This window comes from Bdellovibrionales bacterium (assembly GCA_041662785.1).
Lineage (GTDB): Bacteria > Pseudomonadota > Alphaproteobacteria > UBA9219 > UBA9219 > UBA8914.
This window is the reverse complement of record JBAZRW010000003.1, coordinates 91,644-111,169: the sequence shown is the minus strand read 5'-3', so window position 1 is coordinate 111,169 and position 19,526 is coordinate 91,644. Positions and strand designations below refer to the sequence as shown.

The window sequence follows — 19,526 nt, the reverse complement described above, 5'->3', positions numbered from 1 at the left end:
GGAAACGATCATTAGGAAAAGGGGGATTGTTTCAAAAACACCCTTTGGCTAGACTCATCCGCATGACATACGGCGCAGACGAAAAGGATCATACGCCCTCTACCTCTCCTATCAAACGGGCGGGCGAGCGTGCCGTCGCTGTGGCCTTGACGGCCAACAAATCGCACCCTGATCAACCGGCGGCCATAACGGCCACAGGCCGAGGAAAACTGGCCGAGGAAATTCTTGAAATTGCCTTTGCCAATGGCATCCCAGTAAGAGAGGATTGCGCCCTGACAGAAATACTGGCACAACTTGATCTTGATACCCCCATTCCCAGCGAGGCCATCGTTCTAGTGGCAGAAATCCTAGCCAAAGTTTATGAAGCCAACACGGCCCGCGCGCAGGTCGCTAAAACGGAATCGTCTCTAACCTCGATGAAAGGCGCCTGATGACAACATCGTCTCTTCCCGAAACGCTCACCGAGCTTAACGATCTTTGCCGCTATTTCATGGATGCGGAATCGAAAATCCGACAAGGCGAAGCCGTTGATATGAGCGGCCTTGATCTGCGCGTCAAAGAGATATGCCAAACAGTTCAAAGTTCGATGGTCGATCAACAACAACAGTATTTGCCAGAGCTAACGGCGCTGTTGGGGCTTTTGTCTTCATGCGAGGCGGCCTTGCTGCAAAACCCACCTAAGGATGATGATCATGCCTAACCCCGATCCCGATTCTGTATCGTGGCTGCGCTTTCTCTTCGCTTCAGTCACCGTCATCGGTTTGATGGCGGCTCTTGGCTGGGGGCTTAAATATGTCTCAATGCGCGGTTGGCTAACGCAGCGCGGCACGGCGCGGGATCGCCTTAAAGTCATCGCCAGTTTATCTTTGGATACGCGGCGACGCCTTGTCATCGCCCAATGCGATGATAAGGAATATCACCTGTTGCTTGGCGTGGGTGGCGACCTTCTTCTTTCAACCCGCGCCTGCGCGCCCCTTGATACCACTCACGGTTCTTCGTCATGATCAAACGTCTTTCTCTTCCCCTCCTTCTGGCACTGGCCTGCGTTGGCCTGTTCATTTTCTTTCCTGCCGTGGCCATGGCGCAGAACATCAGCCTCGATCTTGGCCAAGGCCCCACGACGTCGGGGCGCTTGATCCAATTCACCTTGCTAATGACAGTTTTGACGCTCGCGCCGTCTATTCTTATCATGGTGACCTGCTTCACGCGCGTGATCGTCGTTCTATCGTTTGTTCGCATGGCCATCGGTGCGCAGCAAACGCCGCCGAATATCGTTCTTATCAGCCTTGCGCTTTTTCTGACCTTTTTTGTGATGCAACCCGTTTTTGAACAGTCATGGGATCTAGGCATTAAACCCCTCATCAACAATGAAATTGACGAAGAAACCTCCTTTACGCGCAGCCTTGAGCCATTTTCCGACTTCATGCTGAAACATACCCGCGAAAAGGATCTGGTTTTATTCATGGATATGGCCAAGATTGAACAGCCCAAAGCGCCCGCCAAAGGTGATGTCACGCAAAAAGTCGAAAAGCCAAGCACGCCTATTCGTGCTCTGATCCCAGCCTTTATGATTTCAGAGCTTCGCCGCGCGTTTGAAATAGGCTTTTTGGTTTTTTTACCATTTCTTATCATTGACATGGTAATTGCTTCAATCTTGATGTCCATGGGCATGATGATGCTACCGCCCACGGTTATCTCACTGCCTTTCAAAATCATCTTCTTCGTGTTGGTTGATGGGTGGTATCTTATCTCTGGCAGCCTTGTCCAAAGCTATGGTGGTTGAAGACTATGTCTGAAAAAAAACTTAGTGATCTTGATTTTGTGGATCTGTACGTTTGCCTTGAAGGCGATGCCAGCCCCCATTATCACAAGCAGGTCAGTAGCTCCAACGATGGCAACGATTGCGAAGTGCCAAGTGAATACCTTGACGCCGTCACGGCGTTGGGAAGCTACTTAAAAACCAAATTTGTTGATGACGAAATGGGCATAACCTATGAGGACGTTCGCATGCGCGCAGCCAAAACGCGCACAGCGGGCGGCCTGCTTTGGGCCTCCTTGCGTAAAATCAACTCTATCCCGCCAACGCTAGAGAAACTGGGCTTTGTCCCCGCTCTCGTGCCACACTTGCGGGCCTTGGGAAAACGCCACGGCCTCATCCTTTTGTGCGGCTCAACAGGCCAAGGCAAAACGACAACGTCCTGCTCTCTGCTGGCGGATTTCCTTAACAATCTTGGTGGTGTCGCTTTTACTATCGAAGATCCCGTCGAATACGATCTTGAAGGTCGCCACAATGAACATGGGTTTTGCTATCAGGTTGAGGTGAAAGAGGATCACGAGTGGGCTACCATGCTTAAGCGCAGCATGCGTTGGCATCCGCGCTATATCTTTGTGGGGGAGCTTCGAACACCCGATGCCGCCAATCAGCTGCTTCGCGCCGCGACCTCTGGTCACCTTGTTATCACGACGATGCACGCCGGCAGCGTTGAAGAAGCCGTAGAAGGGCTTTTGCAATTAGCCGAACAAGCCGTCGGCGAACGCGCCACAACGCTTTTGGCCACAGGTCTGACGGCGATCATCCATCAAACCGTCGTCCCCCAAGGCCTTCACGCCCAGTTCTTCATTGTAGAGCCTCATAATCCAGCCGCGCCTTTCCGCAACTGCATTCGCGAAAAACGGATCGGTCAAACGCGCACCTTTATGGATCAGCAAATGGCTATGCTTATGCAAAATGGGAAAATCTTCAAGGACGGCTCATCGTCGACATAATTTTATCACACTCGCGCCTTAGCCCTTGGGTGGGAGGCGCGGTAAGTTGCCGCCAGCTGCACGGACTCGATGCGCGTATAAAGCTGCGTGGTCGAAAGCGAGCTATGGCCCAGCAATTCCTGCAAACTTCGCAAATCCGCGCCCCCTGCCAACAAATGCGTGGCAAAGCTGTGCCGCAGCGCATGCGGCGTAACAGTATCGGGCAACCCCAAATCACGCCTAAGGCAACGCAGCGCCCTTTGCGCCACACCCGCGTTCAAAACCTCACCGCGCACGCCAACAAAAACGGGGGATTTGCCCGATGTCTCAAACGGACACGCGGCCTTATAGGTATCCAACGCTTGCCGCACGATGGGAAGGAGCGGCACGCTGCGCTGCTTATTACCCTTGCCCGTCACAGTGAGCCTATTCGGCTGGTTTAAATCCCGATAGCAAAGCCCCAAAGCCTCACTGATACGAAGGCCCGCGCCATAAAGCAGCGTGAACAAGGCCTCATCGCGCAGGCCGACCCAGCCCTCCTGCATCACGTTTCTGGACAACGCGACAATGTCCAGCGCATCGCTCTCGCTCACGGGACGCGGCAGCCGCCTTCCCGTCTTGGGCGCGCGAAGGAGATCAATTGCCTCATTATGAAGACGCCCTGTTCGATCCAGCCAGCGAAAGAAATTGCGCACACCCGCGAGCGCGCGAGCGCGAGAGGCAGCTTGCAGATTCTCGTGAGCTAAATGCGCAAGCCATGCGCGAAAATCCATTAAGGTGAGGTTGGCCAAGGCGGAAAGCTTGACGCGCGCGGCGCGGTATTCTGCAATGAATGTCAGAAACGCCTGAAGATCAAGGCGATAAGAGTCAACAGTATGCGCGGACGCGCGACGCTCGGCCACCAGCCACTCGCGCCACAGGCCAAGCGCTTTGGCAAGATCGTCCGCGATAGGAAGGATGGAAGGCATAGAAATCGCTCCCTCCCCTCGCCCGTGGGTTAAATCGGAATAACTTTAGGCCTCGCGAAGTGCGTCCACCAAACGGTCAAGAGACGCGCCAGCATAACGCCCGTAAAGATCGAGGCCACGATGCCGATGGACAGCGTCACCGCAAACCCCTTGATCGTGCCAGAGCCAAAGATAAACAGCAAGATCGAGGCAATAAGCGTCGTCAGGTTCGCGTCAATAATGGACGACATCGCGTGCTTATAACCAGCGTCCAGCGCCACAATGGCCGAGCGGCCAAGGCGGATTTCCTCACGAATACGTTCATAAATGAGGACGTTCGCGTCCACCGCCATACCGATGGTCAACACAATGCCCGCAATACCGGGCAGCGTAAGCGTCGCTTGCAAAAACGACAACGCTCCGAAGATCAGTGCGATATTGAAGAGCAGCGCGATGTTGGCGATAAGGCCAAATACTCCGCCATACGATATGAAAACCGCTATCATAACCAGCACCAGCCCCATTAACGAGGCATAGGCTCCCGCCTTGATCGAATCCGCGCCAAGACCCGGGCCAACGGTACGTTCCTCCAGCACCTTGATCGGCGCGGGCAACGCGCCAGCGCGGAGTAATAGTGCCAAATCCTGCGCCGATTGTGTCGTAAAGTTGCCGGAAATCACGCCGCTGCCGCCCAAAATCGGCTCACGGATCACAGGGGCGCTGATTACTTTGCCATCTAGAACAATGGCGAATAGACGGCCAACATTGGCGCGGGTCGCCTCGCCAAAACGCCGACCGCCTTGCGAGTCAAAGCGGAAAGAAACAACAGGGTTGCCTTCCTGAAAAGAAGGCTGAGCATCCACCAGCATATCGCCCGATACCATCACGCGCTTTTGCACAACCCAACTTTGCTTACCACTCTCTTGGGATGGCATCCTTTCAGCGGTGGGGGAAACACGCTGCGTAGGATCCATCGACGCGGATTCATCCACCAAACGGAAGGAAAGTTTGGCCGTTTGCCCCAGAAGATTCTTGATGCGCTGAGGATCATCCATGCCTGGAAGCTGCACAAGGATGCGATCATCGCCCTGCCGTTGAATGGAAGGCTCACGCGTGCCCGTTTCATCAATGCGGCGACGCACGATTTCGATTGATTGATCTAGCGCTGCGCGGCGACGATCGAAAAGCTGCGATTCACTCATCGCGACAACAAAGGTTTGGCCTTCCATATGAACATCCATCTCCCGATCAATCTCGCGCAGGAGATTTTTAACCGTTTCACTTGAGGCGGAGTCCGTCAGCGTAAAATGAATTTTCTGATCCGTTAGCGTCAAATCGGTGTAACCAACCTTGGCTTTGCGCAAATCACTGCGCACTTGATCGAGAAGAGACTGAAGCCTTTCGGCGATCACTGTTTTCAAGTCAACTTGCAACAGCAAGTACGACCCACCGCGCAGATCAAGACCCAAATTGACCGTTTGCGTAGGCAAAGCCGAAGGCAGGTTCGCCTGCATCCAGGCTAATGTATCCTTCCCCACAAGGTTGGGCGCAGAATACAGCACGCCAAAAAGGCACACAGCGATAATGAAATAGGTTTTCCAGCGTTCGATGTACAACATGGGGCGGTTCTCAGTTCTTTTTGTCTTTGTTTTCGTTGGCAGGCTTGGTGTCGTCTGCAAGCTCGGTAATGGTGGAGCGTAAGACCTTGACGTCCACGCCCTTGGCAATTTCGACCATCACATATTTATCATCGTCAAGAAGCTTGGCCACCACGCCGACAATGCCGCTGTTCATCAAGACCTTGTCACCCTTTTTAAGGGTTTTGAGAAGCGCGGTTTGCGCTTCCAGCTTTTTTTGTTGAGGCCGGATAAGCAAGAAATAAAACACAAAGAAAATAAGGAAAAGCGGCGCAAACCGCATAAGCGTGGATTGTGTATCAGGAGCTGCCGCCGCATCAACGACAGGCGCAGCGCCCTCAGCCGCAAAAGCTTTGGCGATAAAAAGATTAATGTGATCGAACATACCGACTCCCTTTAATGACAATAGCAGAAAGGGGACTATAGCGGGATCAACAAAAGGCGCAAGCGCCTTAAAAATTTCCGTTGAAAGGAGCGTTATTTTGAGGGTTTTTGAGCTTCGGCCAAAGCCTTAGCATAGGCTTCACGCGTTAAAGGAAAGCGCGAGGGAGGATCAACGCTAACAAGCGATTCGGGAAGCAGCCTTTGGGGTTTTGTATAGCACTCAATCTGTCCAAGCGTGCTGTAACACCAGTTTTCATGCGGTGGCAGAACCGTATAGGGTTTAGCGGGAGCCTGTGGCCCCATCCACTGACGCCAAAAAGGTACGCAACCGCTTAAAACAAGCAGGCCAACAAGCAAAAAAGGGCGAACAAAACTTCTCATGGGTCAACCCTATGCCTCAGTCAGTTAAGGAAGTGCTAACCAGCCGTCGTCACAAAAAAACCTTCTCTATTAATCAGAACGAAAGTATGACCACAATAAGACAATCTATTAAGGGATAAGGCGTTTTTTTATGCGCCGATGAGGAAGGCCAACGGCGGGCCATAGCGCGTTCGCGTGGCTTCCAAAAGGCCAAGTTTATTAAGGCCAAAACAGGACACGCCTGCGGGATCATCCGCCGCCACACGCTCAAACGCGTTCACGACTTTTGACGCGTCGGCGCGCGACGCCATTTTCAAACAATCAATCACGATAATACCGCTTAGGTTCCTAAGGCGTATTTGCCGCGCCGCTTCGCGCACCGCCACAAGGTTCGTGGCCGTTGGATTGCTAGACGCGCCGCCGTTCACATCGATGGCCACAAGCGCCGCCGTAGGCTGGATAATTAAACTCGCGCCACCGGACAGCGGCACGATGGACAATTGCAGCCCGCTGATCATCTCATCCAGTTGCGCGTGAACAGGCCCCTTACCTTCATACAACACGGAAAACGCCGCGCCACTCTTTTGATACTGAAGAAAATCCTCTTTCGCGGCGAAGAGCAAGCTCGCCCTCTCCCCTTTCTTAAGGTTCATCAAGGCGCGTTGCCACGGCAATGGTGGCGGCAAAAGAAGGCCAAGAGTCTCAGGCGCATCGAGAAGGTTCTCGGCAATCTCGCCAACCCACGCCTTGCCCTCTTCCATCGTCGTTTGGATCCGCAGAGTCAAAACCTCGCCCGTCTTCAACGGTTTTTTACTCTGCACAAAAATCTTTTCCGCAAGACCCGCCTCAACCCACGCTGTCTTTTGTCCTGCCAGCGTGCGCGCAACTTTGCCTCGCACCATCGCGCCGGAAAGGTCGGGCGCGGCGATACGTCCCACATACAAATCAACCAGCACCCTGCCCTGCCACACGGCGGCGCGGATCAAATCGCCCTTACGATCACAGGTGATGACAAGGTTGGTCATGCCAAGACTCCCGCGCTTTTCAGCATCTGCGCCACATCGAACAAAGGCAGCCCCACGATGCCGGAATAGGATCCCTGCATCGCACGGATCAAACAGGCGGCGCGACCTTGGATGGCATAGCCGCCCGCCTTGCCAATCCCTTCGCCTGTTTGCACATAAGCCTCGATCTCTTGATCGCTAAGGTGCTTAAAGGTTACAAAGCTGGTGCTAAGACGCTCTAGCGGCTTGGCCTGCGGCCTAAACAGCGCCACAGCGGTGGTGACGCGATGACGACGGCCTTCCATCAAGCGCAAAAAGCGGCGGACATCCTCTGGCCCCTCGGCCTTGGGCAAAAGGCGCAAACCCACCGCGACGACCGTATCAGCGGCAAGCACCAACGCCTGCGGATTCTGCGCGGCAATCACCGCGCCCTTTTCAAAAGCCAAGCGTTTGGCAAGAACGGCTGGCCGCTCACCCTTGCGCGGGGTTTCGTCGATCTCGGCGGGAAGGACACGCTCTGGCGTGATGCCAATATCGGCCAAAAGCGTCAAACGACGCGGTGAGGAAGAAGCCAGAATAAAAGGCAAAGCTGTCATCTTATTTTACTCTCTTTATCGTTTGCTGTTCTTAAGTTTATACACATACGAGATAACTTCCGCCACAGCGCGATAATGTTCCGGCTGGATAGGTTCATCCAGATCAACCGCATCGTAAAGCGCACGGGTCAACGGCGGGTTACTGACTAACGGAACGTTATGTTCCTCGGCGGTCGCACGTATGCGCAGGGCGATTTGATCCACACCCTTGGCCACCACGACGGGGGCGGCCATCATCAATCCATTGTATCGAAGCGCGATGGAATAATGGGTCGGGTTGGTGAGGACAACGCTGGCGGTTGGAACCTCGGCCATCATACGACGACGCGACTTCTCAAGGCGAATTTGACGTAAGCGTCCCTTGACCATCGGGTCGCCTTCCATCTGTTTGTTCTCGTCCTTGACCTCTTGCTTGCTCATACGCAGGCCTTTGAAATACTGAAAGCGCACATACAAAATATCGGCGACGGCAATCACCGTGATCACAAGCAGCATAATCACGATAAGATGAACAAGGTTGTCGTGAAAAAAAATCATGCTGCTTAACAAATTGATCTCAACAATGTTGGGAAGCTTTAGAAAAACAGGCGTAAGGACGCGATAGGCAACATAACCCAGAACAACAAGTTTAAAAAAGCTTTTCACAAGCTCGGACACCGAGTTCATGGAAAACAGCTGGGACAGTCCACGACTGGGCATCAGCTTGTTCAAGTCAAACTTCATTTTGCCCGTACCAGCGTAAAAGCCTGTTTGGATCATCGTCCCCAAAACGGCCAGCACGATCAAAACGCCGAAAAGTAAAGTGACGCTAAAGCCCGTCGTGGTAACAATTCCCATCAACGCGTTCTGAAGCCCGCCATCCTCGATTGAGATTTGCTGTGGTTTTTCGATGAAGGGGCGAAGAGCCAGCAACAAATCCTTGCTAAAAGCAGGCCCCAGCCAAGACATTATCAACAGGATACCGACTATCATAAACCACGAAGACATCTCGCGGCTAACAGGCAAATTACCTTCGTCGCGCGCCTCACTCAGCCGTTTGCTGGTGGCGTCTTCTGTTTTCTGGTCTTGTTCTGTATCATCGGCCATGGGCGCGCCCCTTTTCCTCTACCTGACAAACAGGGCCGAAGCCGTGTCGTCGAAAACGCCAAGCCACACGCCAAGGATCATGCTGACACAAAGACTTAAAACAAAAAAGCCTCCCCAAATCTGAATAGGGATGAGAACAAGGAAGAGCTGAACCTGCGTCATCAAACGCTGCATAACGCCCATGGTCGCGTAAAGCAAAAGACCCATGACGATAAAGGGGGATGCTAACTGCACCCCAATCAGAAAACTTTTGCTAGTCGTTTGGATAAAGGCCTGAACAAGATCAGCAAAAGGCAGCGTCTGCCCAACAGGAAAAACTTTATAGGTATCCAAAAGAGCGCGAAAAAGAAGCTCATCAAGGCCGGAGATAAACAAAAGCGCGATGGCCGCCGTGGTTAAAAAGACGGACGTCAAGGCGCTTTGCGCGGCCAGCGACGGGTTCAAGATCATGGCATTTGACAAACCAATGTCCATCGCGATCAAAGAACCCGCCGTTTCCACAATATCCATCATAAGGCGCATGATCGCGCCGAAAAAGATGCCGACAAGCGCCTCCATCGCGACCAAATGAACCAGATCAGCAGGCTGTTTGGGAATGGCGGGCATTAACGGGGTCAAAAGAGGATAGAGAAGAAAAGTAAGCGCTAACGCAAACATCATACGGATGCGCGGCGATACAAACGCCTCGCCAAGACCCGGAAACATCATCAAGCCCGCGCCAAGGCGCGTAAAAACCATCATAAAGGGAAAAACTTGACCAGAGAGCTGGGATTCAAGGTTGATATTCATCGGGCACTATCACCCACTAAGGCCAATTTGAACAATGCGGTCAGTGAGCGTTCTGGTAAAGCCCCCCAGCGTCGCCATCATAAAAGGCAAAAGCCAAATGGTCACGGCAAACATCAAGACCATCTTGGGAATAAAGGACAGGGTCATTTCCTGAATCTGCGTGATCGTTTGTATAAGCGAGATGAGCACGCCAACGACAAGACCGACCAAGAGCACAGGCCCGACGATCTTGAGCATCACGAGAATAGCCTCGCGGCAGATTTCAATTACTTCAGCTTCGGTCATGGGGACGAATCAAAGAAGGAGGAAAACAGACTTGCGGAGTATAGCCCCTTTATTCCTCAAATAAAATCTTAAAAACAAACGGTTAAATCAGGTCGAGCCTGTAAGGAATCTTAATGTCAAAGGTTGCGCCCTTATAAAGCTGCGAGGAGACCTGTATGCTCCCGCCCAGCTTCTTGACCTCCATCTCGACGGCCTCCATGCCAATCCCACGGCCAGACAGCGCTGTCACGGCCTCCGTTGTCGTGAAATTCCATGTAAAAATACGCTGAATGACGGCTTGATCATCCTCAAAACGCCATGCGCCTTCTGGATCCAAACTGTAAAGCTTGGCGCGAACACGCGCCGGATCGATGCCATTGCCATCATCCGCAATCAAAATCCTAAGCCACTTCTCGCCCTTGTCCTCATCAGGGAGAACGTCAAAAGATACGGTGACAAGACCCGCTGGATCCTTCCCCCGCGCCATGCGCGTGACCGGCGGCTCAATCCCATGATCGACAATATTGCGGCAAATGTGGGTGAGCGAGAACAAGAACTCTTGCATAGGCTGCGTCAAAACGCGGGGGTTTAAGCCTGCGAAACAAACGGGTTTGATCTGTTTTTCAACCATCCCCGACAGCTCACGCAACTCACGTTCAAAAGAATAAAAACAATCGCGAAGAGGAACCGCCGCAATCGATTCGACAAAGTGTAAAAGAAGGTCGGGCGCGACATTGTTTTCCTTCAGCTCTCGCGCAAAAGAATAGAGGTCGGCTTCACCGATTTCACGGATATTGCCGCGCCACTCGTATTCCGTTCCGATAAGATTGCTGACCTCATCAACAAGCCGCGCCAGCGCATCGCTTATTTTTTGAGAGGATTGCGCTAAGGCAGAAAGGAAACTGGGATCATCAACAATTGTGGGGGCTCGCAAATCGTTTTCCGCCTCTGTCATCACCTTGCTAAGATCGACAAGATTAAACTGCTTCACCGCCGCCTTCAGGGTATGAACCTGACGCAAAAGGCGCGAGGCATCCTCGCACGTCGTAGCGGGGTTCTTAGCATCGTCCAAAAACTCGCGAATATGCGCCAAGGTCGCTTGAAACTGGTTGCGATCCTTAAAGATGCGGCAAATCATCTCGGCAAAGTCTTCTTGCCGTTTGGCCAGCTGCCGCGCCACATACTCCTCGGTTTGATCGGTCGCAATCAAAACAACACGGGTTAATTCTCGCGATTCCCCCAGAATGGGTTTGTACACAAGCGCAATGCGACGATCCGCATTATGCGTATAGTATTGGGGCAAAAACCTCACGACATCATCAAAACCAAGCGCATGATCGGGTTGGTATAAGACATCAATCCATTCCATAAAGTCAGCGCGCTGATCCTGCGGAACCCCCAAGACTTCTGTAATGGGTTTGCCCACAGGGATGGATTCCAAAAGATCAAGACAAGCCTGCGAATAAACCTCACCACAGATGCCATCGCGTCCAAAAAACAAGAACCCCTGCCCCAACGAATTGACAAGAACCTCCGTCAAACGCGCTTGATCCGTTACATGTTTGTGAACGCGATAGTTGAGAACATAAAGGCCGACAATGCCAATAAACGAAACCACCACCATGACCCCGAATGCAATCGGTTGCGTAACAGGGTTCTTGCCAAAAACAGGCAAAGCGACGGCAAAGAGAAGAAGAAGCACAATGGCCGTCATCCCCGCCAGCGACGTATGAATCACATCAACCTGCCGAACAGTTTCGGTCAAGGCAGCGCTGCTATCCCTTACATGGGGGGGCGAAGATGAACCCTGAGGAGATGCGTTGGTCATCATTATCCGTCAATGAGAGGCTTGCTGAGGCTCTTCTTTGTTGTCGTACAGGGCGACATGAACCTGAAACAACTGCCCCTCCAAATAAAAGGGAAGGATCATATAAGGGCCGCGATGGAACTGACTGACGAAATGGCCGCGCCCCGTCACAACGCTGGGGATACCAAGCTTAAGTCCATAGCCACGGCCATTCAGCTCTGTCTTGACTTGTCCAAAGATCATATTGGTAAGCTCACCCACCGCATCCGTGGTCATTTCATGCGTAACTGATATAGCGTTGCCAACGATGCGAGGCAAAATATCGCGCACCGTCTCAAAGGTCAGACATAAGGTCATCGTGCCTTCAAGGCCGTCTTGCACAAGGGCGATAACACCGGAGACATCGCCCACCAACGAGACCATACCCCGCTTCATTTCGGCGGGGCCTGCCGTAATTTCTACGCCAAAGGTCGTTTGAAAGGCGCGGATAACAGCGCTAGAGATATCTTGAGCCAGCATATCATCTAGACGCAAAAACTGACTAACTTGCCCCATGACATTATCCCTTTTGTCGTCCGAAGAGTCCCTGTGGCGCTTATGCCTACGCCTGCGCAGCCTTATTATTTCCGTCGCGTTTGCGCTTGATCCACTCATGGATCTCAAACAGTTTCTTGCTAAGATCCCCTGGGGAAACGGGTTTAATAATGTAAGAGGTGGCGCCCGCCTTAATGGCTTTCATAATGTTTTGCTGCTCGGATTCTGCCGTGAGCATCACAAAGGCTGTATCGGCATACTCAGGTCTTGTTCTGAAATAATTGAGAACCTCTAGACCCGACACCGTCGGCATATTCCAATCAAGGAAAACGATATCAAACGGCTGGTGGACTTCATGCGCTTTTTGCACAAGGTCAATGGCCTCGTTGCCATCGGCTGCCGTTTGGATATTCGTAATTTTTGATTCTTGCAGCGTATTGCGCACAAATTGCCTAACCAAAAAATGGTCATCTGCAATCAGAATTTTAAGAAGGGCCAACTGACTCACGGTTTGAATCTCCTATCACAAGCTCGTACAAGCCACCCTCTCTAAAAAACCTTAGAGAAGGCACGCCTATCTTCTCTCATAAATATGTTTCTGTATGGTTAAAGAAAGATTTCGCCACCAAAAGATCACCAGACCAAACAAAGACTTTATCAAATTGAATCAAGCAGTTGGCAAAGCTGAACGAAAACAACGTCCATATCGGCCATGCCATCAAGGCTCTTAAGGGCTCCTTTTTGCTCATAATAGGGCAAAATAGGCGCAGTTTGGTCGCGGTAAGCTTGTAAACGAATCTTCATGGTTTCTGCATTGTCGTCCGAGCGGCGCGTAAACTCTGTCGCGCCACAAACGTCGCAAACCCCTTCCGCTCGCGTGGGTTTAAAAATGTCGTGATAACCCTCACCGCATTGAGAGCAGGTAAAACGACCAGAAACGCGTTCAATCAGCGCGTCTTCATCAACCTTCAATTCAATAACAGCATCAAGTTTTTTGTTTTTCAAGGACAACATATGATCCAAGGCCTGTGCCTGTGGCACTGTTCTTGGGAACCCATCCAATATAAAACCCTTAACACAATCAGGCTGTTCAATCCGCGTTTCAATCATGCGAACAATAAGATCGTCGGGAACAAGGGATCCTTGATCCATAAGGCTTTTAGCCTCCAAACCTAGCGGTTCTCCCCTCTTGATCGACGCGCGGAGCATGTCGCCCGTCGATAGCTGAATCATGCCATAGTGATCTTCCAGCCTTCTGGCTTGCGTTCCCTTACCCGCGCCCGGAGCGCCCAACAGAATAATGTTCATGACTCAACCCTCGCCCTTAACGCGCCTTATGGAGCTTTGACTTCTTGATCAACCCTTCATACTGGTGGGCGATCAGGTGAGACTGCACACGAGAAATCGTATCAATGGTCACGCTCACAACAATCAAAAGCGATGTGCCGCCCAGATAGAAAGGAACGGCTCCACGGCTCATCATAAACTCTGGCAGCAAACATACCACTACCAGATAAAACGCGCCCAGAACCGTCAGGCGCGTCAACACATAGTCAAAGTAATCCGCCGTGTTGTTACCGGGACGAATACCGGGAACAAAGCCGCCATATTTACGCAGATTCTCAGCCGTTTCTTGGGGATTAAAAACAACCGCCGTATAGAAGAACGAAAAGAAAACAATCATCAAGGCATACAGCACCATATAAAGCGGCTTACCATGACTGATCGCCTCAACGATATCAGCAAGAATGCCACCATTTTGTTGGATATTCGTAAAACTGGCGAGAGTCAGCGGAAACAGAAGCAAGGAGCTGGCAAAAATCGGCGGAATGACGCCCGACGTATTGAGCTTGAGGGGCATATGCGAGGCCTCGCCGCCATACATTTTGTTGCCCACCTGACGCTTGGGATAGTTGACCAGAATGCGACGCTGCGCGCGCTCAAAGAAAACGCACATTGCCAAAACGCCAACCGTCAAAGCAAGGATGAACAAGATAAACCATGTCGACAAAGCGCCCGTCCGTCCCAGCTCTAACGTCTGAGCCATCGCTTGCGGCAGGTTGGCGACAATACCGGCATAAATAATCATCGATACGCCGTTACCAATGCCACGCGCCGTAATCTGCTCGCCCAGCCACATCAAAAAGATTGTGCCGCCCGTGAGCGTGATCACCGTGCTAATACGGAAGAAAAAGCCCGGCTCAATCACCGCTCCGCCCATGCCTGACGACATGCTCTCAAGCCCGACAGCCAGCGCATAAGCCTGAACAAAGGCAAAAACCACTGTCAGATAGCGCGAATACTGATTAAGGCGAACCTGACCGGACTGCCCCTCTTTCTTCATGGCCTCAAAGGCTGGCACAATAGCCGAGAGAAGCTGGACGATAATCGAGGCCGTAATGTAAGGCATGACGCCAAGAGCGAAGATGGTCATACGCATCAACGCGCCGCCCGAAAACATATCAAACATGCCCAAAATGCCGCCCGTATGCGCCTTAAACACAGCGCCCAGCGCGACAGGATCAATACCGGGAACGGGAATATACGTACCCGCGCGATAGATAATCAGCGCCAGAATGGTGAACCAGATACGGCTTTTAAGCTCTGTCGCTTTGCCAAAGGCAGAAAGGTTGAGACTGGAAGCCAGTGTTTCAGCAGGAGATACCATGATGTATGTCACTCAAAGAAAAAGGATGGAAAACAACAAACACGCTGCCTTACCCCGCGAGAATCGCAAGAAAGCCAGAGCGCGTGGCAATCTAGCACCGCTTGATCCGTTGTGCAAAGTGTGAAAATGGGAGGGGATTAGGGGAGAAAAAAGAGGAATTAGGCGTGGTTGGCGGGGACTTGTTCGACAATATAGCGCAAAGCCTTGTCATAAAGCTCAACAGGAAGGCATTTAAGGTTGGGAACGCAGAAATGATTGGATAACTCGCGTTCGACCCGAAATTCGCTTCGCTCTGTTTTATGGGCGACATAGGAAACAAGCGCCGTCAAGGAAACAACCTGCTCTACCCCAATGGGAAAAACGGATTGATGATCATGACGCATCCAGCCTGTTTTAAGATCACAGCAAGCCCCTACTTCACAAGCCTGCGACGCGCTTGTCTGAGCCTTCATGCTCATAATAACAGACTGTAAGTCTTCTTTCGTCATATCCCAATCCCTTGTAATGTCGGCGTGCGCTTGTGGCCCCCTAGCCCCTCAAGCGGAGGCGTATAGCCCCCTATAACGAGCGCCCATTCTCAAGTAAATCATTATTATTAGTTTCACATCCCCTTTTTCCATGAAAAACAGTCTGTTAACCTTACTTCGGCAAGAACCCCTCAAAATCGCGAAAATGATTTGATGAAAATAATAGAAAGCTTGAACTTTCCCGCGAAAAAACGGTATGGATGATGGGTAAAACATAGGAACGCTTTCACAACAATGATTACCGCTGCTCAACTACGCGCCGCCCGCGGCCTTTTGGATTGGACCAGATCCGAGTTGGCCAAGGCCTCTGGCTTGTCCGCCGAAACGATCAAGAACATCGAGCACGGCGTCTATATGCCCCAAGACTCCACCATCAGCGCCATTGTGAAGGCCTTCGCCGAGCATAACGTCGAGTTTACAGAACATGACGGAGTGAGGAAGAACGTCAACATTGTGATCAATTATGAGGGAACAGCTGATTTTCGTCGCTATGCCGACGATATTTACAAAATCCTTTTAAATAATCCCCAAGATCGCAGAATCTATATCTTTGGTAATAATGATAAAGAATTTATCGACGCGCTTGGAGACTACGCCAAAATGCATCTGCAAAGAATGTCAAAGCTAGAAAAACTTGACTTCAAAGCACTCGTCGTTGAGGGCGTCAATGTTATGGTCACAAAGTATATTCGCTATCGGAAATTGCCGCAAATGGCGTTTACGATTCCCTTTAGCGTTTATGAAAACAGGTTTGATTTCATTATCTACGGGGAAGGACCTTCTTTCCCCAAAGTCGTCGCCATTAAATCCGAAAGCGTCGCCAATGCCTATCGATCACAATTTGATGCGCTTTGGAAGCTCTCACAAGACATAGCAGAATAGTTTTTAGAACAAGAAAGATAGAAATGCTAACAGGCGCTGAAAGAAAAGTGGAGGGAAGTCTCTACGGCCATCGTGAAGCGATGGGCGCAAAGCCGTCCCATGCTCAAAGCCTTATTGCTGCGCCTCGCGAAGATAATCAATACGACAAGAAAACAGCTGAATTTTTCGATATTTTTAACGAGGATACAGGTCGACCAGAACTGTATTACGGCTATATGGCTGGTTTTCTAAGGCAAGCCGAGCCTTCGGCAGCAGAAGGAGCATGCGCCAGAAAAAGAATTGCCGTCGACTTTGGTTGTGGAACCGGTTGGCTGACCAAGCGTCTTCCTTCCTTAGGCTTTACCGATGTTTATGGCATCGATACATCACCCGACATGTTGAAAATGGCCTTCAGCAAGACCCCCAATAATCTTATTTCAAAAGGCATTGTGCGCTATAACAATAAAGTTCCAACCTCTATTCTTGGCCAATGTGAACTTGTGTCGATGGTTCATGTCCATTACCACTTTCAGCCCTTTGAAAATTTACAGAATAATTTGTTCGGCGCTGTTTCTTCCATGTTAGCCCCTAATGGCCATGCCATCTTGGTGGGGTGTCCTTCCAATCATGTCGCCGACACGCCGGAACATTACCAAAACTGCATCCACATAAATGATGTTCCGCCCGCTATCCTTGAAGCAGCCTCGAACCCAGAGATTTTAGGGGATGATGATGGGTATATCGCCCTTTCGTGTCTTCCACGGTTCGCCCTCAAAGACGGAACACCTATGAAGGTAACTTTCAACGCGCTTGATAGGAATGGCCTGCCTTGCTTTGCAAGCCTTATGGATACCCATTGGAGCGACGAGGCCCTCGTAAAAGCCGCCCAAGGCGCTGGCCTTGAGCTGATTGGCCGAGAGAACCTGATGTGGCGTTCACACCCCAATGCCTACATGATGATGCATTTTAAAAAAGCAAACAAGATCCACAGCCTTCACGCCTAACTGTTCTCACCCCACCTCTAGTGAGGCGACGCGCAGGGAGTCATCCTCGGATCGGGTAAAAGCGAGCGTTGCGCCTTCCGCGATCGTGCCTTTGGCCACCATGGGGAAGCAGAAATCTAAGGCCTCAATGCTCGCGCCCGAACGCTCCCCGATTGACAAGGTCACGCTGACGACACGCGAAAAGCCGTCCTTTTCAGCCTGTTTTTGAACAATTTTGACGATGCTTTCGCAAAGCGATACTTCGTGCATGGCGGCCTCTTCTTACTAAGCTTTCCGTCATCCCCGCGAAAGCGGGGATCCAGTTTTCTTTTTATGCTTTTTCCAATTAGGACAAGGCTTCTTGTTTATCACACCAAAACAAACGGGATCCCCGCTTTCGCGGGGATGACGCCAATGGGAGGGAGCGGATGACAAAAAAAGACAAAGATAACGGCTCCAAAGATTTCACAAATCATCAAATTCTTTGCGGACGGCTTTCTCGACCTTTTTAAGCGCTTTGGCAACGGTGGGCGACATGGCTTCGCCAAAGGTGAACTCATACCCCTCAATGCCATAGATAATCATGGCCTTAGGAAGACTGCCCAGCGCCCGCGCCATCTCGGTTGCCTCGGCAAGGCCGAACAGATGGCTGGAGTAGCGGAAAACATCGTGGTGCAAAGGCTCATTGATGGCGTCAAACCGGTGGATCGAGCCGACCGTCGCGCCCGACTTCATCGCGTCCACAATCACGACACGCTCCGCGCCCGCCCACACATGCATAAGCGACACGCCCTCGCCACTGTGAGGCTGAACCTCCACGCCCTTTTGCATGAAAGTCTTATCGGCGGCCAGCTTTTCCGCCAGCGCAGGCCCTACGCTATCATCCGCGCGGTGCAAATTGCCAACGCCAAGAAAAAGGATCGTCATACCCTTTTTATTCCCGCACCATCGTCAGAGTCAGGAAGTGGGCCGAACAGGAGATGCAGGGATCATAGTTGCGGATTGTTAACTCGCAACGCTGTTTCAAAGCCTCATCATCCAGATCAAGGCTGCGTTCCACCACACCGTGCAAATCGCGCTCAATCTGCGGCTGGTTTTGCGCAGTGGGGGAGGATATGACAGCCTTCAAAACGCGTCCCTCGCTGTCCAGCTTATAGGAATGATAGCAAACGCCGCGCGGCGCTTCCGTCATACCAAAGCCTTCACTGGCGCGGGGGCGTCCTTCGACATAGGCCACGTCCGGCTCCTCATACGCCTTGATAAGACGCAAGGCTTCCTCGCACGCATAGACGGTTTCGACCATGCGCACCAAGATACTTTTAAAGGGATTGTTGACGATCTCGCCCAGACCGATTTCTTTGGCGGTTTGCTTGGCGAGCTTGGAGAGCTGTTTGTAGTTAAGGTTGTACCGCGCGTTTGGCCCCGCCAAATAGGGCTCATTATCACCACGCGATGAACCACGAAGCGCCGTTGAGTGCGCGACATGCGATTCTTGGAACACTTCATGGAACTCGCGAACGGGAATATGAATGCCGCGATTGCTGATCACGTCGCCTTCCACGATCGCGTATTCATCGGGGTGATGCAGCGCGACGCAGTGATAGTCGTATTCAAAATCAGGGAACGTGAACGTTCCAAAAAGTTTGGCCAGATCAATGGAGGCTTCGATCCCCCACTTCAATTCATCCATCATGCCGCGCAAAGCTTTTTTGGTGGGCACTTTGTAAAAGCCACCAACGCGCGTGTTGATCGGATGAATGGCGCGGCCACCGCCGACCACTTCCAGCAAATCATTGCCCAGTTTCTTAAGCCTGAGCGCTTTTTCCACCACGGCCTTGTTGGTCGCAGCCAACTGAAGAGCGTCGTCAAGGCCCAGAAAATCGGGTGCATGAAGCATCGCAGCATGCAAAACGTGGCTTTCGATCCACTCGCCGCAATACATGATGCGACGCAGATCGCGGATTGGCTGTGTGATGGTGATGCCCAACGCATCTTCCATCGCTTGCTGTGCGCCCATCAAATAGGCCATAGGGCAAATGCCGCAAATGCGTGCGGTAATGTCGGGTACTTCCAGATAGCTGCGGCCTTTCAGGAACGCTTCGAAAAAGCGCGGAGGCTCCACAATCTTGAACTTGCAGTCCTTGATCACGCCATCCTTAACGCGCACAAACAAAGCGCCCTCGCCCTCAACGCGGGATAGTTCATCCACCTGAATGGTGCGCGTGCCTGTCTCAGGCTTCTTCGCCTTTGATGGTTTAGAGGGCGCTGCCTTCGCTGCCGCCTTTGCCTTGGTGGGGGTTTTCGCCGCTGTGGCCATGATCGGCTCCTTTATCT

General features: G+C 51.8%; 24 protein-coding genes and 1 pseudogene. 7 read left to right on the top strand and 18 right to left on the bottom strand.

Features of this window, described 5'->3' with window-relative positions:
• Nucleotides 1-62 precede the first annotated feature (62 nt).
• From WC612_03930 to WC612_03910, 5 genes are read left to right on the top strand one after another with little or no spacing between them, the layout of a single operon-like run.
• On the top strand, nt 63-431 hold the full coding sequence (locus WC612_03930) for an EscU/YscU/HrcU family type III secretion system export apparatus switch protein (GenBank protein MFA6279927.1): 369 nt from the start codon (nt 63-65) through the stop codon (nt 429-431).
• Nucleotides 431-700 (top strand): hypothetical protein, encoded by a 270-nt coding sequence (locus WC612_03925; GenBank protein ID MFA6279926.1) that lies wholly within the window; start codon nt 431-433, stop codon nt 698-700. Before WC612_03930 ends, WC612_03925 begins: the two co-directional genes overlap by 1 nt.
• Entirely contained in the window at nt 693-1,004 is a 312-nt protein-coding gene (locus WC612_03920; protein MFA6279925.1) for a flagellar biosynthetic protein FliO, read from the top strand. The genes WC612_03925 and WC612_03920 overlap by 8 nt, the downstream gene beginning before the upstream one ends.
• Nucleotides 1,001-1,783, top strand: coding sequence for a flagellar type III secretion system pore protein FliP (gene fliP / locus WC612_03915; GenBank protein MFA6279924.1), 783 nt, complete (start codon nt 1,001-1,003; stop codon nt 1,781-1,783). Before WC612_03920 ends, fliP begins: the two co-directional genes overlap by 4 nt.
• A 5-nt stretch (nt 1,784-1,788) precedes the next feature.
• Complete coding sequence (locus WC612_03910; protein MFA6279923.1) at nt 1,789-2,766, top strand: ATPase, T2SS/T4P/T4SS family; 978 nt, start codon at nt 1,789-1,791, stop codon at nt 2,764-2,766.
• Nucleotides 2,767-2,771: 5 nt separating this feature from the next.
• Here the strand turns inward: WC612_03910 and WC612_03905 are convergent.
• The 15 genes and pseudogenes from WC612_03905 to WC612_03835 form a co-directional block, all read right to left on the bottom strand.
• Nucleotides 2,772-3,650, bottom strand: a pseudogene (locus tag WC612_03905) (tyrosine recombinase XerC).
• 92 nt (nt 3,651-3,742) lie between these two features.
• Nucleotides 3,743-5,311, bottom strand: coding sequence for a protein translocase subunit SecD (secD, locus tag WC612_03900; protein ID MFA6279922.1), 1,569 nt, complete (start codon nt 5,309-5,311; stop codon nt 3,743-3,745).
• 10 nt (nt 5,312-5,321) lie between these two features.
• Nucleotides 5,322-5,714: a preprotein translocase subunit YajC gene (gene yajC, locus WC612_03895; protein MFA6279921.1), complete on the bottom strand. Its 393-nt coding sequence runs from the start codon at nt 5,712-5,714 to the stop codon at nt 5,322-5,324.
• A gap of 92 nt (nt 5,715-5,806) precedes the next feature.
• Complete coding sequence (locus WC612_03890; GenBank protein MFA6279920.1) at nt 5,807-6,094, bottom strand: hypothetical protein; 288 nt, start codon at nt 6,092-6,094, stop codon at nt 5,807-5,809.
• A 128-nt stretch (nt 6,095-6,222) separates the two neighbouring features.
• Nucleotides 6,223-7,098 (bottom strand): ribonuclease E/G, encoded by an 876-nt coding sequence (locus WC612_03885; GenBank protein ID MFA6279919.1) that lies wholly within the window; start codon nt 7,096-7,098, stop codon nt 6,223-6,225.
• Entirely contained in the window at nt 7,095-7,673 is a 579-nt protein-coding gene (locus WC612_03880; protein MFA6279918.1) for a Maf family protein, read from the bottom strand. Before WC612_03880 ends, WC612_03885 begins: the two co-directional genes overlap by 4 nt.
• A gap of 15 nt (nt 7,674-7,688) precedes the next feature.
• The gene (gene flhB, locus WC612_03875) at nt 7,689-8,759 is read right to left on the bottom strand and encodes a flagellar biosynthesis protein FlhB (GenBank protein MFA6279917.1); all 1,071 of its coding nucleotides are present in this window, start codon (nt 8,757-8,759) and stop codon (nt 7,689-7,691) included.
• An 18-nt stretch (nt 8,760-8,777) separates the two neighbouring features.
• Nucleotides 8,778-9,548 carry a flagellar biosynthetic protein FliR gene (locus WC612_03870; GenBank protein MFA6279916.1) on the bottom strand — a complete coding sequence of 257 codons (771 nt, stop codon included), beginning with the start codon at nt 9,546-9,548 and terminating at the stop codon, nt 8,778-8,780.
• A 9-nt stretch (nt 9,549-9,557) separates the two neighbouring features.
• Complete coding sequence (gene fliQ, locus WC612_03865; protein MFA6279915.1) at nt 9,558-9,833, bottom strand: flagellar biosynthesis protein FliQ; 276 nt, start codon at nt 9,831-9,833, stop codon at nt 9,558-9,560.
• 82 nt (nt 9,834-9,915) lie between these two features.
• Nucleotides 9,916-11,577 carry an ATP-binding protein gene (locus WC612_03860; GenBank protein ID MFA6279914.1) on the bottom strand — a complete coding sequence of 554 codons (1,662 nt, stop codon included), beginning with the start codon at nt 11,575-11,577 and terminating at the stop codon, nt 9,916-9,918.
• A 72-nt stretch (nt 11,578-11,649) separates the two neighbouring features.
• On the bottom strand, nt 11,650-12,174 hold the full coding sequence (locus WC612_03855; protein MFA6279913.1) for a chemotaxis protein CheX: 525 nt from the start codon (nt 12,172-12,174) through the stop codon (nt 11,650-11,652).
• A 46-nt stretch (nt 12,175-12,220) separates the two neighbouring features.
• Complete coding sequence (locus tag WC612_03850; protein ID MFA6279912.1) at nt 12,221-12,661, bottom strand: response regulator; 441 nt, start codon at nt 12,659-12,661, stop codon at nt 12,221-12,223.
• Between the two features lie 149 nt (nt 12,662-12,810).
• The gene (locus tag WC612_03845) at nt 12,811-13,461 is read right to left on the bottom strand and encodes an adenylate kinase (GenBank protein MFA6279911.1); all 651 of its coding nucleotides are present in this window, start codon (nt 13,459-13,461) and stop codon (nt 12,811-12,813) included.
• Nucleotides 13,462-13,477: 16 nt separating this feature from the next.
• Nucleotides 13,478-14,821: a preprotein translocase subunit SecY gene (gene secY / locus WC612_03840; protein ID MFA6279910.1), complete on the bottom strand. Its 1,344-nt coding sequence runs from the start codon at nt 14,819-14,821 to the stop codon at nt 13,478-13,480.
• Between the two features lie 158 nt (nt 14,822-14,979).
• Complete coding sequence (locus WC612_03835; protein MFA6279909.1) at nt 14,980-15,309, bottom strand: hypothetical protein; 330 nt, start codon at nt 15,307-15,309, stop codon at nt 14,980-14,982.
• Between the two features lie 273 nt (nt 15,310-15,582).
• Here WC612_03835 and WC612_03830 point away from each other — a divergent pair, with 273 nt between their 5' ends.
• Together WC612_03830 and WC612_03825 are read left to right on the top strand one after the other, a co-directional pair.
• A complete protein-coding gene (locus WC612_03830) occupies nt 15,583-16,230 on the top strand; it encodes a helix-turn-helix domain-containing protein (GenBank protein ID MFA6279908.1) in 648 nt (215 codons plus the stop codon).
• Between the two features lie 23 nt (nt 16,231-16,253).
• On the top strand, nt 16,254-17,213 hold the full coding sequence (locus WC612_03825) for a methyltransferase domain-containing protein (GenBank protein ID MFA6279907.1): 960 nt from the start codon (nt 16,254-16,256) through the stop codon (nt 17,211-17,213).
• 6 nt (nt 17,214-17,219) lie between these two features.
• On the opposite strand, the gene WC612_03820 is transcribed toward WC612_03825, so the two are convergent.
• The 3 genes from WC612_03820 to WC612_03810 form a co-directional block, all read right to left on the bottom strand.
• Entirely contained in the window at nt 17,220-17,462 is a 243-nt protein-coding gene (locus WC612_03820) for a hydrogenase maturation nickel metallochaperone HypA (GenBank protein MFA6279906.1), read from the bottom strand.
• Nucleotides 17,463-17,657: 195 nt separating this feature from the next.
• Complete coding sequence (locus WC612_03815) at nt 17,658-18,119, bottom strand: hydrogenase maturation protease (protein ID MFA6279905.1); 462 nt, start codon at nt 18,117-18,119, stop codon at nt 17,658-17,660.
• A 7-nt stretch (nt 18,120-18,126) separates the two neighbouring features.
• The gene (locus tag WC612_03810) at nt 18,127-19,509 is read right to left on the bottom strand and encodes a Ni/Fe hydrogenase subunit alpha (protein ID MFA6279904.1); all 1,383 of its coding nucleotides are present in this window, start codon (nt 19,507-19,509) and stop codon (nt 18,127-18,129) included.
• Nucleotides 19,510-19,526 lie beyond the last annotated feature (17 nt).